Source organism: Methylococcus sp. ANG, assembly GCF_040730495.1.
GTDB lineage: Bacteria > Pseudomonadota > Gammaproteobacteria > Methylococcales > Methylococcaceae > Methylococcus.
In genome coordinates, this window is the sequence record NZ_CP160399.1 from 1,854,714 (window position 1) to 1,868,727 (window position 14,014).

Sequence of the window (14,014 nt, forward strand, 5' to 3'; positions counted from 1 at the left end):
CACAATTGACAACATGTTAGTGTTTATATATTGTTCTTACAGTTGTCGTCATCCGGAACGACGGCACCTTGTTGCTCTCCGCTAAGAGATGTCGCTTCTTTGGTAAAGATTTGGCGATGATATCAATGACTTAAACAATCACCCTATATGTCATTACCTTACGGACGAGCAGCAACAGCTACATTCATGTACCATACAAACCCTGTTTATTTAGGAACAAGCCTCATGAAAATGAAAATCACAAATGCTTTGACACTGGCTTCTTTGGTTATTCCGCTAAGCGTATCAGCCGGACAAATGACAATTCCCGGCGTAGCATGCCAACCAATTGGCAATTCAAGTGACGGAGCCATAGCAGAAGGCAGCGGCTATTTTGGCAACAAAAGCTCTACCAACTATCTCCTAGTATATTGCCCATTTAGCCTCAGCTTCGAAACAACAACGTGGGTAGCTGCCACCGTGGAGCTAATCCAGCCAAAAGGCGTAACATCAAGTAAAGTAGCCGGTTGCAATACATTCGCATATGATGCAGGAAGTACTTCGTATCGTCCGGGATCGAATCAATACGCAAAAGTAGTTGAGGGCCCTGTGACCGTATCAATGCCGCGCATCGACGTCCCTGCTAACAACCTTTCTTCGAGTGCGGTAGCCGTGCGTTGCAACCTTCCCCCCACCATTAATGGCTCTAGATTTCTCATAAGCAGGGTAATTCTTAACTGGTGATCATTAAACGACCATAACGTTAATGATCAATAGTCATATAAGGCGTTTTGCCACCATAATATTTATTTCAATATTTTGTTATTTGGTATTCTCGAAAGCGCCCAGCATGACTGCTGGGCGCGTCCCTTCAAATAATACAGCACCCACAGAAGAATTAATCAACAAACTAGCAATTCTAAACAAAAAGCTCGACGACTTGACCACAGTCGTAGAGCAACTCCAATCCGATTACCAATTTCTTCTTAGTTCTATATCTCAGATCAAGACAGATAAAAAAACCATCTCATCAAAAGCAACGCCGAACACGACAGAAACTTCACCGCCAATATTAGAACTCAATTATGCCCAGTTACACGAGGAAGCGCGGATAGCAACGATGGAGCGCAAAGCCCGATTGAGCCACGCGTTTGAAGTGGAAGAGCGCGACTACGAATGGAGCGGTTCAGCTGAAAGCGAAATTACCAAACTTGCAAATTCCATTTTTCACTCAGAACCAGCAAATGTTCACACGGACTGTCGCACGACAATGTGTAAATTAGTCATTTATACAGCGAGCAGCAGGGCGTTAGAACAGCTAAATACAGTTCTCCCAGATACACTTCCTTGGCAGGGAGCCATGGATATTTCCACAACCGAATATGCACCAAACGAATTCAGCGCGGAAATAATCATCGCTCGCGAAGGGTTTCCCCTCAGCTATGGAAGTCCTGACTAAACAACCGCCGACTAAAAGCCGGTGGGCCTGGTTTACGAACTGAGAGTACGGATAGGCATCCGCAAACGACGCGGCTTTATTCGAACTCCATCCGAAAATTGTCGTTGGGATTGGGCTCAAAGGCCAGCCTTTCACCATCAACGCAAGCTGCCGTTTGCCAAGTTCATCACGCTCATGCTGTCTGGCACCATCGCCGGCGTGTATAACGAGTTGAAGGTCTTTGCGCGGTCCATCTGGATAACCGCACTGAACGTTGGTGCGTCGTCAACGCTCCAGTCTTCGCCAAGGCCCGGCAAGGCTTTTTGGGCAACCGTATTCGCGCGGCTCAGTCGCTACTCGTTGCAGTTGGTCGCACAGCACCTGCCACCGCCGAGATGACGCAGCTTTCGCCTAGCGGCCACCGATGCTTCAAAGCTGCGGCTGTTCTTCAAAGAGACCACCGGCGCACCGATTCGCGAGACCATCGCTTTTGTTATGCATATCTGGCGCCGAGCTGTCCCTCAGCTTCCATCCATAGGATGACGCTATGGCCGGACGCCAAATCCTATTTGAGAATCTCGCGTACTCTCGCCACAATGACCTAATCGTCATAGATTGCCCCCCGTGAAGCCGTCGGCCCTGATGTTTTATCGGAGTCTGCGGCTCTATCGCGGTTGAATACAAAACATAACGGAACAGACACGACGTCGAGTCATTCTGGACGCCTTGGTGGACTGCGTCGCGTTAAAAAAAAAGGGGGGGGGTGGAGCCGAGAACGAAATTACCGCTTGGCCAACCCAATCTCTTCGTCCATAGACAATGGCAATAGCCTCCCCCCCAGAACGACTTCTTTATCTGAAAGAAAACGCCGTCCCATATTGCTCGTTTTTCGCCGAACGCTCCTCGAGACGAATTTAAATACTTCAGGATCATCGCCCAAACCGATAAATCGAATAACCCTTGACAACGTCTCCACCGGCCAGTCAACCAACTCATCATACTTGATCTCAAGGTATACATCACTAGCAAGAGGCTTCAAAAATTCCACAGCAGCCTCAGTGCTCAATCTCCATTCGAGCAATCCTTTATCAAAAGGATTCGCACAAAGATCAGGCAGGTCTTTAGTATCATCCTTGCTCAATGCATATTCTACCAGCTTTTCCCATTTATACGGATTCGCATTAAACCAACGATTTTGTTCGGTCAACACGCCAATTGACCTCGCCACTTCCAGCCCGCTCCTATAAATATGAATAAAGCGCGCATCTGGAAAGATGTGCTGAATAAACTCCAAACGAAAGTTGTTGATAGGCAACTTCTCGACCAAAATAGGCCTCCCACTTTTGACGGTCTCGAAACGGAAAAGTCGGCTCAGCTTCTTGCTTTTCCTATGTTCCGCATCCGCAGCAGTGAAATATAATTTACCATTATGCAAATTAGCCATGCACGTCCATATATCCGTCTCCGGATAGCAGGAACTCCATAGATGGCGATATTCATTCAGGTAAGTAATTTTACTATGTTTCGACAATGACTCGCCAAAAATAGTAGTTCCCGACCTACCACATCCAATAATAAACACAGGACGCTCCACTCCCCGAATGGGTAACGCAGAATAAATCCGACCCGGAAGATATCCTTTGGCCACCATCAACTTCGCCGCCAAATCCATAACACCCATAATTCACCCAGCAGTTATCACGATTTCTACTAATAATTAATAACGTAACGCCTTGTAACAACCCCCCCATCCCCAAAGGGAGACGGATGTGAGATTAGTTTCTTGATCCATAGTAAACCGACATCAATAGTCGCTCACCATGGTGTGCCGATAATAAGAATAAACTCAATTATCTCACTTTGAAGCGATGCCATTGGCACCACCTCTTCTATTAGAAAAAGATTATCTAATAATTATAGATTCAACTCTTGGACGACCGCCGACTCTTTCTGTTAGAATTAACACCCATCTGACGCCAGACCAACGTCACCCAATCGCGCCAACAAGATCACTTGGTTAATGGCGTGAAGAAGCAAAAATTGGAATGGTTACACTAAAAACACTAGACGCATCCAAATCATATGGTTCGCCACAGCAATATGGTGCTCCAATGGTTTTATAATAGAGTTGCTTCCGTTGAACTAAATGGATTTGCTGTGATATAAAATGATTAACAACAATCGAATGATGTCAGCCAATGATTTTTGAAAAGTTCATGGAAGAAACCAGTGAGCGTACTGTCAGAGCCCTGATCGGAATGAGTAAGGCTCAATTCGCCAAGATTTGCCCTATCTTTGAGGAGGCCTATGCGGAGATTCAGCAAGAACGCGTTCAGCAAGGCGAAATAAAACGGGTACCCAAAGGTGGTCATGTGGGCTATCTCGATCGGATAGATAAGAAGCTGTTCTTCATTTTACATTACCTCAAGACCTACTGTACCTTCGATGTCCTGGGCTTTCATTTTGGCTTCAGCTCGGGACACGCGCATCGCCATGTGGCGCAACTTCTGCCCGTGTTACGGCGCAGCCTGGCGAAACTTGATCTGCTGCCCGAGCGGGAGCTGACGACCCCGGGAGAGATGATGAAGCTGATTGAAAAATATGGAGATATCATCATTGACGGGGTGGAATGCAGTTGCGTCAGGCCGCAGGATGACGATCAGCAGAAAGCCCACTATAGCGGTAAAAAAAACGCCATACGGTTAAAACCCTAATCATTTCGACCCTTGCACGGCAAATTTTGTTCGTTGGAAATATCGTGGCCGGCAGTGTTCATGATTATGCGCTGATGAAGCGATGGTTCGATCCTGCCTTATCATGGTTTGACGGTGCCGATGTCTGGTTGGATTTGGGGTTCTTGGGGGCCGCTTCCGATTATGGGAATAAAGCCAGAATTCACCTGCCTCATAAGAAACCCAGAGCCTCCAAGAACAATCCTCATCCCGCGTTGGCAGATCAACAAAGGCGCGAGAACAAAAAGCAAGCGCGAACTCGCATCTCCGTCGAACACTCCATTGGAGGAATGAAGACCTTTCATTGCTTGATGCATCGCATTAGAAACCGACTCAGTATATTCATAGATAGCTTTTTCGGGCTTGGTGCTGGCCTTTGGAATCTAAAAATTTCTTTGTAATCATGCGGTTATCATCGGAAACAACTCTAATTCACCCAACTCGCTCTCTCGCTCTTCATTTAGAGAAATAAGGAGATATAAAGATGCGGTTTAGCAAATTTAGAGTGGCCTTTATCATCGTCGCAGCTTTTTCTGGCAGCAATACGTTCGCGGATCAGATTTCGATAGCAGGCGCATCATGTTTCGGCACCAGTGACTTATCAGTTGCCGGACCCGACCCCTCTTATCGAAGAGGTGAAACAGCGACTATTACCAATCCCAAGACCACACCAATTTATGTTGTTTGCCCTATTCAACTCAGGAATGAGTTTACCGGCACAGTGACAGTTCGACCTCGCATTTTAGTTAAGCCCAATGCCTCGCCGACTGCTAGTGTACAGTGCTGGGCCAGCAAGGTGACCCCAAGCAAACATAGCTATACGCCTGAATCTGGAACAAAAGCCAGCACAATGGGAGACGGCTTGCGCTATCTTACTATCACCCCAGGAGAGGTCTCAGTTACTGTTAATGACGCAGTCTCTGATACTCTTTATGTAACCTGCCATCTTCCCGGGATCTATGGCATAGGATCATCCATATTTTATCCCGCCGAAGAAATTCCCACCAAGAAAGCCGAACTTGTCCAAGTGGTTGTAACTTGGTAGTTGACTCAACATAAGAAACTGTCGAGCAATACTGTCGCAGCTAGCTAGAACCGGAGACACGAAGATGTGTCTAATTTATATTTAAACTGATCATATTTGTTTGCACACAACCATTGCGTCTAACACATTGAAGCTCAAGCTCATCTGCCCCATTAACAGCCACCTCTGCTTCAGAAAAAACAGCGGGAAATATACTTGACCACTTCATCCAGCCCGAATTAGCACAAACCATCAACAGAACATGATTCAGCAAGGCATATCATCAATCACCAATGCAGACTTCATTACTTAATCAAGTACCGAGCGTGTCACATCAACCAGAAATTCTTATTGCGGCCGGAAAAAGCGAACGCCATTACTGGCGAGATGTCTGGCGTTACCGTGAGCTGCTTTATTTCCTGGCTTGGCGCGACATCCTGATCAGATACAAACAAACGGCGATCGGCTTGGCCTGGGCGCTCGTCCGGCCACTGTTCACAATCATTGTATTCACCCTGATCTTCGGCCGGTTGGCTCGGCTTCCTTCGGACGGCGCACCCTATTCAACACTGGTATTGGTCGGCATGATTCCCTGGCAGTTTTTCGCTAGCGCTGTCAACGAAGCGAGCCTCAGTCTCGCCAACAAGGAAAACATCATCACCAAGGTCTATTTTCCGCGCATCATCATCCCCATCAGCGGTGTCATCGTCAATTTGGCTGAACTCGCCATAGGACTCGCCATGCTGGCGGCTTTGCTCGCATGGCAGCGTATCCCGGTCACGTCCAATCTTCTTTTTTTCCCCCTCATTCTGCTGCTGACGCTGTTGCTGACGTTTGGCTGCGCCGTCTGGGTGTCGGCACTGAGCGTGCGGTTCCGCGACTTCCGCCAAATCGTACCATTCATCCTGCAGATGGGGCTCTACATCTCGCCCATCGCATACAGCGCCGCCATCGTACCCGAAGCTTGGCGCTCCTGGTACGCGCTCAATCCGTTCCTGGGTATTATTGAGGGATTGCGCTGGTCCGTCTTTGCCAACGCCCCCACACCGCCCATCCATGAGCTCGCGATCTCCTTTGGATTCGCCGCCGTAGCGGTTGTCAGTGGAATCGCCTATTTCCGTAGTATCGAAAAACGCTTCGCCGAACTTCTCTGAGCCCATGCCTTATGCAATCCTCGCCGAATCTGTCGGCAAATCATTCACTCTCCACCACTTGAGCAACCGGCCCAGCGATAGTTTGCGGGATGCGCTCGCCAGTTCGTTATCTGCCCTCGGCCGCCGCATCCACCGCTCGTGGCAACCTAGAACCGACGACACCGAAGAGTTCTGGGCTTTGAAAGACGTGTCATTTCAAATTCGCCCAGGTGAAAGGATCGGCCTGTTGGGCCGGAACGGCGCAGGCAAATCGACCCTCCTCAAAATTCTCTCTCGCACGCTGGAACCGTCCACTGGAAGGATCAGAATCCGGGGACGCATCGCCAGCCTGCTCGAAGTTGGCACCGGTTTCCACCCCGAATTGACAGGGCGGGAAAACATCTACTTCAATGGCGCCGTGTTGGGCATGTCGAAGGCCGAAATCAGCAGAAAGTTCGACGAAATCGTCGAGTTCGCCGAGGTCGAGCAGTTCCTCGATGCCCCGGTCAAGCATTACTCGTCCGGCATGTATGTCCGCCTTGGTTTTGCCGTCGCGGCCCATATCGATCCCGAGATTTTGATCGTCGATGAAGTCCTCGCTGTTGGCGACGCCCGATTCCAGAAAAAATGCCTAGAAAAAATGCACGAAATCGGAGAGGAAGGACGCACCTTATTGTTCGTCAGCCACAATATGAATTCCATCATGCAATTGACGCAGCGAGCGTTGCTGCTCGATCGTGGAAGAATAGTTTGCGATTCCGATACCAGCCAAACCATTACCAAGTATTTAAGTGCCGAGGCCGCCGAAGACGGTGCCTTGCCTTTGAAAGCCAAAGTTGATTGGCTCAGTGGGTTAAACTTCCGATGGCTGCGAGAAGAAACAGATGCGGGCTTCAATAAGCCGCTGAATTTCGCGCTAGGATTTACCACGACGAAGCGCACCTTTCGGCTTGTATTCACCATCAGCTTCATAAACACTATCGGGGCACGGGTACTGACATCTAAAGCTCAACTGGATGATCTCGAACATGGATTACATCGGTTTGGACTCCGTATTAGTGACCACCGTCTGACGCCCGGCACCTATTTTGTCCGACTAGACTTATGGGGCTCCGAGGAGCACCTTTTCGAGCAAGAAAACATTTGTACCATCGATCTATTTGCGGCCAGCACGGACGATCGCCTGATTCAAAATATCAGCAGGCGCAGAGGAGACAAACTTGGATGCTACGCCCCCATTGCACTTCAAATTCTCCCCGCATCAGAAAGCCATCAACAAGATTAACGAATAGCCATGCGATTGCCCCGTGTTCTTTTTACACGCCTTCCGACAGACACTCGCTATCCATTCGAGGGCCAACTGCCTTTTTCGGACAGCATGCCACGCCCGGCCCGAACATCCTTACGTAACATAGAAACAAATGTTTCGCTCACCGAAAATACCGGTAACATGCTTATCGGCGAGTCATTAGGTCGAATCCTGGAACTCGACCGACCCCGTTCCTGCCATCTGAATCTCACCCGGCTATTGACGCTAGGATGGAGTGCCGAACGCATACGGGATGAAATCCACAAACACTTCGATCTAGTTGTATTCCTGATGGCAAATGCCATCAGGACGGATTTCGACCTGGGCAACCTTGCCGATGCCGTCAGCGCACTCGAAACCGACTTCATGGTTTTCGGTATCGGCATGCAGGATTCTCTAGCCCCTACCCTCTCGACCTTACCCGAAGGTTCGCAGCGATTGTTACACATGTTTGACAAAAAGGCGCTCATCTTCGGTGTACGAGGAAAAGAAACGGAAAACTGGCTTCACAGGGTCGGATTGAACCGTGCAAAGGCACTTGGATGCCCCAGCCTTTATGTATATCCACAGAACCTGCTCGCTGTCTCCCCTCCCTCAGGAGGAAGCAATGCCACGGCAATCGCTTCTGGACATCTCACCAACCCTTCGCTAAGGAGCCAGAAACTCATATCTCTGTTCCGTGACACAAAAAGCCACTACATAATGCAGGATGAATTCCTCGCTGTTGCCCGAGCCTGCAAGGGTAACGAAATGTTATACAACGATGCAACTGGTAGAGTCCGGACGGAGCTTTGCAGGCCGATATTCGAACGTATTCTGGGCAGCAGGGTTCCATTCGAAAATTTCTGGTATTTTCAGAATCTCGACGCGTGGCGGGTTTTCTGCGCCCAGGCGGATTTCTATCTGGGGGATCGCTTCCACGGCGGGATTGTCGCTATGCAAGCCGGCATACCAAGCCTCTTTATCTGGAACGATCAACGCGCTCGCGAACTGACCGACTTTTTTGCACTCCCGAACATTTCTGTCGCCGACCTCGGCGATGCCAGAGCGCACGATCTGGTCGACCGTTTACTCACCAAGAAAGCATTCACGGAGTTCCGAGACACCTATCAACAACGGCTGGATATTTTCGTACGCACTCTCGGCGAGCATGGAATCCGTCTTGATATTGATGCCAAATACTCCACACCAAAGAGAGAGAATATGCGGCAAATCGCCCATAAGACATACAAGAAATTTTTCCGCGGATTCAATTGAATTCCGCATCCGCCTCCATTCCCACCGAGCCCAGAAAACAGCATGGCTTTCCATAACAGTTTGACCCGCGTTGAACGTGCTAGGCTTACGATCACGAGACTCACCTGCCCAATAACCCGCAATGCCTTACGCGTGATCCCGCTCACGGATTTCCTCTTCGGAATTTATGTTTCACGCCGCTATCGCTACATATATATAGACAATCCAAAGACTGGCTGCACCTCACTGAAATCCGCCATGGCCGAATTGGAGCTTCGGGGAAGTGAGAGCAATCTCGACCCATTGAATCCGGAGGTCATTCATTATGATTCATCTCCACTCAAGTCTTTCGTACCCATCTTTCCAAATCCAACCATAAGCAACCTCGCAGCGAAAGGATATCGATTCGTTACTTTCGTGAGAAATCCTTATCAGCGCTTGCTTTCCTGCTACCTGAATAAATTCGACAGCAACGCGACAACGGACAACCCCCAGGCTCGACGAATGCCCGATGGTGCAGTTCCTTCCAGTTTTTCTGAATTCATCGAGGCAGTAGTCGACCAGACCGACCACGACATGGATCCGCACTGGCGGAGCCAGACCATCAATATCCAATTTGGCATGATTCCATACACCCACATCGGCCGATTTGAAAACTATGCGCTCGACTACAAGGCAACGTTCGAAAAGTTGGGCATTCCAGACACCGATATCCCACAGCTTCGGCATCTCAACAAGACGGAAGCGGGACGTAGCAAGCTCAATGACTTCTACGACGAGAAGAGCCAGAAGACAGTTTACGCAAGATATCGGGATGATTTCCTGAACTTCGGTTACCCCTATGAACTTCCCGATTAGCGCGCCCCGGAACATACCATCTCGTTGAAGCGTTCGCTCTCGACTAGCAGCCCTGAAATTGTGACAACCCCAGCATCCACACCACGTGTCACCGTTTTATTTCCCGTCTATAACGGTGAACAGTATTTACGCGAAGCGCTGGAGAGTCTTCTGACGCAGACCTATCGTGATTTCTCACTGCTCGCCATCGATGATGGTTCGACGGATTCCAGTTTGGAGATCCTTCGATCCGTCAAGGACCCTCGGCTTTCCGTGAAGATCAACCCTACGAACAGAGGGCTGATCAATACGTTGAATGAAGGACTGGAGCTCGTTCAATCCGAATACATCGCCCGCATGGACGCCGACGATATCGCGACACCTTATCGACTGGAGGAGCAATTGGCATTCATGGATGCCCACCCGGACGTCGGTTTATGTGGTGGGTATTACGAGCGCTTTACGGATACCGAAAGCATCGTAGTGTGTCCGCCAACCACTCATGAAGACATCAGTTACGCGCTGATTTTCGACAACGTGATGGCTCACAATACCGTCATGTTCAGGCGCAGCGTCTTGGAACGGCACCGGCTTAGATACGATCCGGCATTCGCCTATGCCGAGGATTATGAATTATGGGTCCGTTTCGCGCGCTACAGCCGTCTCGCCAACCTGCCACGCGTGCTGGTCCGGTACCGCTTTCATCCGGCCAATACCAGTTCCCGCTTCAGGCAGGAGCAGCAGGTCGCCGCGGCGAAGATAAGGCATATCCACCGGACCAATCTCGGACTCGAGCCCCAGCCCGGCGATGCCGCATTGCATCGCCAGTTGTTCGACATGCGTTTCGAGGGCGATTTACCGGAGCTGAAGGCGGCAGGCGTCTGGCTTGCGAAACTCTATCGTATTGGCGTCCGGCGTTGCCGTCAGAATCCCGTGAAGACCTTTCTTGAATTCAACAGACTGTGGTATTCAGCCTGCGGCAGGCTTGCCGATCACGGTTTGAGGGTATTTCTTCAGTTCCTGCGGCAGCCCTTTGGACTCTTTGGAAACCCGGCATACACCTTCAAGCTGGCCTACCGGTGCTGGAAACGTGTCAAGATCGCGTGAGACACGGGGCTGCCGAATTGTTATCCTTAGCTTCACCCAACACCAACGACATTGTTTGACTGCTGGTTTCACAGTGCATAGTGGACCTACCATGTCAATCGCCGCGACATGACACATCTTTCCAGCCCTCCCGGCCACGCCCCGCGCGTGACCATCCTCATGCCGGTCTATAACGGCGAGAAATACCTCGCCGCCGCTATGGAGAGCATCCTCGGCCAAACATTTCGAGACTTCATCCTGCTGGTCATCGACGACGGCTCGAGCGATTCCAGCCTCGCCATCGCCCAGTCCTTCGGCGATCCCCGCGTGAAGGTGGAGCGGAATCCCGCGAATATGGGGCTGGTGAAGACGCTGAACCGGGGACTCGACCTGGTTCAGACCGAGTTCGTGGCCCGGATGGATTGCGACGACATCGCACTTCCAGAGCGCCTCGAAAAGCAGATCGCTTTCCTGGACGAGAATCCGGACATCGGTATGTGCGGCACCGCCTATGAGCTGTTTCACGAATCGGTCCGGCAAACGATCAGGCCGCCGTGCCGGCACGAGGAGATCGTTTACGGGCTGCTCGACGACAACGTGTTTCTTCACAGTTCGGTGATCGTGCGCATGGAAGTGTTAAATCGGCACGGCCTCCGCTACAGCGAGGGCTATCGGCATGCGGAAGACTACGAGCTCTGGGCAAGGCTCGCCCGGCATACCCATATCGGCAACCTGCCCCAGGTCCTGGTGCGTTACCGGTCCCATCCCGAGAACGTCAGCAACACCAACAAGGGGGAACAGATAGCGACCAGGGACAGGGTCAGGCTCGAGCATCTGGAGTCGTTCGGATTGACGCCTGCCGCTGCCCAAAAGACGCTCCACATCGACCTTTTTTCCCTCGCCTTCCAGGGTTCCCCGGACCAACTGGCCGAAGCCCGCCGCTGGCTGGAAACGCTGGCACGCGCGGTGTCCGGCAGATGCGGCATCCCGGTGGGGCGGCTCCATCGCGATTTCGCTCTCTTGTGGTACTCGGCCTGCGGACGCTCCGCTCACCACGGACTCAAGGTGCTGTTGTCCTATCTGAACTCGGCCATGGCCTGGAAGGGGCCCAAAAGCTATATACTCAAGCTGTTTTTTCGCTGCCTGATGCGGGAGCCCATCCCGGCTATCACGAAGTAGCCCGATTTCCCTCGTTCGAACCCCTCGATGCGTACCGTCCGTTTCCGGATCAGCCCGACGATCCCTCGCCATTCCCTGCTGCCAGGATTCTTGAAGCGCTCGCGCGTGGTGAAAACCTTACGCTACACCGCTCTGTCGGTATTCGGCCTTCCGTTCATTCCGATCTACCGGCAACCCCTTGGACGGGCGTTGAAGCGCGCGCTTGGCATGCTGCTGGCCGGCGAGATCAAGAAGCCGGCCATGCTGTTGCTGGGCACCTTGAACTACACGGTGTATTACGCCCTTTGGGTCCGCCATCCCTGGGGAGAGGCGAAGATACGGTCCAAGGTGGAGACCTCCAACCTGCGCACGCTCGACATCGCGTTCATCGTCGGGTCCACCGGTTCGGCGTCTCCGGAAGACGTCGAGGTGACGCTGGAGTCGATCCGCACCCAGGATTTCCAAGGGCTCGTCAGCCATGTCGCCGTCATGGACCCTGCCTTGCCGCCGCTCGCCTTCCAGCCGAACGAGGTCGTGCCGGAAGGTTCGGAATTCGTGTGTTTCCTGCAGGCGGGAGACAGGCTGACCCCCGATGCGATCAGCCGGGTCGCGGCGTGCATCGACGGCTATCCGAAATTCAAGCTGATCTATAGCGACCACGACTATCTGATCAAGGGGAAACATCGCTGTTTCGCCGAGTTCAAGCCGGACTGGAACTACGAGCTTTCGCTGGCCCGGTTTTATCTCCAGACGCCGGTTTTCTTCAGTGCCACCAGTTTGGAAAAGCTGGGGTTCTCGGCGCTTTCCGAGCCCTGCTCTCTCCCCGAAGTCGTATTCACGATCTACGAAAACCACGGCAGCGAAAGCATCGCCCACATTCCCGCGATCCTCTGCCATCGCCCGTATTCCCGCCGAGAGGATTGCGGCGGCGAACTCGAAATCTACGGCAAGGCGGTCGCGGCCCATCTGGCCCGGCGGGGGGAGCTGGCGAGGATCGAACGCAGCCGGGAAGCGACCCGCGGCCTCTCGGTCCACTTCCCGCCGGCTCCGGACCGTCCGCTGGTCTCCATCATCATCCCGACCCGGAATCGGGCCGACCTTCTGCGCAATTGCATCGAAAGCATCGAAGCGCGCACGGCATACGACCACTACGAGATCCTGGTCATCGACAACGGCAGCGACGAAGCGCAGACGCTGGACTATTTCCGCGAAGTCGGGTCCCGCGGGGTGCGGGTGATTCCGGACCCCAGCCCGTTCAATTTTTCGGCCATCAACAACCGGGCGGCCGAGCATGCCCGGGGCCAATATCTGGCCTTCCTGAACAACGACATCGAGGTGATCACTCCCGAATGGCTGGGCGAGATGCTCGGCCTCGCGGCCCGGCCCGGTATCGGCGCCGTGGGCGCGCGCCTGTGGTACCCGAACGACCGCTTGCAGCATGCCGGCGTGATCCTGGTCGGCGGGGTGGCCGGACATGCCCACAAATTCCTGCCGCGCGGATTGCCCGGCTACTGTGACCGGGCGGTGCTGCTGCAGGAGTTCTCCGCCGTCACCGCGGCCTGCATGGTGATCCGCAAGGCGAGCTTCGTGGACGTCGGCGGCTTCGACCCGGACCTGGCCGTGGCATTCAACGACGTGGACCTCTGCCTGCGCCTGAAAGCGGCCGGCTACCGGAACGTCTGGACGCCCGCCGCGGAACTATACCATCACGAATCCTTGAGCCGCGGCAACGACACCGCGCCGGACAAGATCGAACGGTTCCGGCGGGAATGCGCCTACATGCGCGAGCGCTGGGGCGACTTTCTGCGCAACGACCCGGCCTACAGTCCCAACCTGGCCTGGGACAACTACGACTTCTCGCTGAGCTGGGAACGGCCGAAATTCTAAGAACCTGTCTTGAAAAATCTATTCAAGCAAAGTCGATCCGTTGAAGTCAGGAAAATTCTCCGCTCAGGTAGGGTGGATAAGCGTAGCGCATCCACCTCCGCGCCGACTCGAAGAGCAGCGAAGCTGACTCGAAGAGCGGCGGAGCTGACTCGAAGAGCGGCGGAGCTGACTCGAAGAGCGGCGGAGCTGACTCGA

At 52.5% G+C, this 14,014-nt stretch carries 13 protein-coding genes; 12 read left to right on the forward strand and 1 reads right to left on the reverse strand.

Annotated elements, in window-relative coordinates; translation table 11 throughout:
- Positions 1-225 precede the first annotated feature (225 nt).
- Positions 226-723 (forward strand): hypothetical protein, encoded by a 498-nt coding sequence (locus ABZN20_RS08915; RefSeq protein WP_367027395.1) that lies wholly within the window; start codon positions 226-228, stop codon positions 721-723.
- A gap of 22 nt (positions 724-745) precedes the next feature.
- On the forward strand, positions 746-1,438 hold the full coding sequence (locus ABZN20_RS08920) for a hypothetical protein (RefSeq protein WP_367027396.1): 693 nt from the start codon (positions 746-748) through the stop codon (positions 1,436-1,438).
- A gap of 760 nt (positions 1,439-2,198) precedes the next feature.
- Here the strand turns inward: ABZN20_RS08920 and ABZN20_RS08925 are convergent.
- Positions 2,199-3,098 carry a sulfotransferase family protein gene (locus ABZN20_RS08925; protein WP_367027397.1) on the reverse strand — a complete coding sequence of 300 codons (900 nt, stop codon included), beginning with the start codon at positions 3,096-3,098 and terminating at the stop codon, positions 2,199-2,201.
- 517 nt (positions 3,099-3,615) lie between these two features.
- Between ABZN20_RS08925 and ABZN20_RS08930 the strand changes: the two genes are divergently transcribed.
- The 10 genes from ABZN20_RS08930 to ABZN20_RS08975 all read left to right on the forward strand — a co-directional run bounded on the left by ABZN20_RS08930 (position 3,616) and on the right by ABZN20_RS08975 (position 13,819).
- Complete coding sequence (locus tag ABZN20_RS08930) at positions 3,616-4,131, forward strand: helix-turn-helix domain-containing protein (RefSeq protein ID WP_367027398.1); 516 nt, start codon at positions 3,616-3,618, stop codon at positions 4,129-4,131.
- A gap of 26 nt (positions 4,132-4,157) precedes the next feature.
- The gene (locus tag ABZN20_RS08935; RefSeq protein ID WP_367026088.1) at positions 4,158-4,550 is read left to right on the forward strand and encodes a transposase family protein; all 393 of its coding nucleotides are present in this window, start codon (positions 4,158-4,160) and stop codon (positions 4,548-4,550) included.
- An 83-nt stretch (positions 4,551-4,633) separates the two neighbouring features.
- Complete coding sequence (locus ABZN20_RS08940) at positions 4,634-5,194, forward strand: hypothetical protein (RefSeq protein WP_367027399.1); 561 nt, start codon at positions 4,634-4,636, stop codon at positions 5,192-5,194.
- Positions 5,195-5,466: 272 nt separating this feature from the next.
- Complete coding sequence (locus tag ABZN20_RS08945) at positions 5,467-6,327, forward strand: ABC transporter permease (RefSeq protein WP_367027400.1); 861 nt, start codon at positions 5,467-5,469, stop codon at positions 6,325-6,327.
- Positions 6,328-6,331: 4 nt separating this feature from the next.
- Positions 6,332-7,591, forward strand: coding sequence for an ABC transporter ATP-binding protein (locus tag ABZN20_RS08950; RefSeq protein WP_367027401.1), 1,260 nt, complete (start codon positions 6,332-6,334; stop codon positions 7,589-7,591).
- A gap of 9 nt (positions 7,592-7,600) precedes the next feature.
- Positions 7,601-8,872 (forward strand): polysaccharide pyruvyl transferase family protein, encoded by a 1,272-nt coding sequence (locus ABZN20_RS08955; RefSeq protein ID WP_367027402.1) that lies wholly within the window; start codon positions 7,601-7,603, stop codon positions 8,870-8,872.
- A 42-nt stretch (positions 8,873-8,914) separates the two neighbouring features.
- Positions 8,915-9,709, forward strand: a complete 795-nt coding sequence (locus ABZN20_RS08960) for a sulfotransferase family protein (protein ID WP_367027403.1) — start codon at positions 8,915-8,917, stop codon at positions 9,707-9,709.
- 24 nt (positions 9,710-9,733) lie between these two features.
- Positions 9,734-10,795 carry a glycosyltransferase family 2 protein gene (locus ABZN20_RS08965; protein ID WP_367027404.1) on the forward strand — a complete coding sequence of 354 codons (1,062 nt, stop codon included), beginning with the start codon at positions 9,734-9,736 and terminating at the stop codon, positions 10,793-10,795.
- 108 nt (positions 10,796-10,903) lie between these two features.
- Positions 10,904-11,953 carry a glycosyltransferase family 2 protein gene (locus ABZN20_RS08970; protein ID WP_218807557.1) on the forward strand — a complete coding sequence of 350 codons (1,050 nt, stop codon included), beginning with the start codon at positions 10,904-10,906 and terminating at the stop codon, positions 11,951-11,953.
- 27 nt (positions 11,954-11,980) lie between these two features.
- Positions 11,981-13,819 (forward strand): glycosyltransferase family 2 protein, encoded by a 1,839-nt coding sequence (locus tag ABZN20_RS08975; protein WP_367027405.1) that lies wholly within the window; start codon positions 11,981-11,983, stop codon positions 13,817-13,819.
- Positions 13,820-14,014 lie beyond the last annotated feature (195 nt).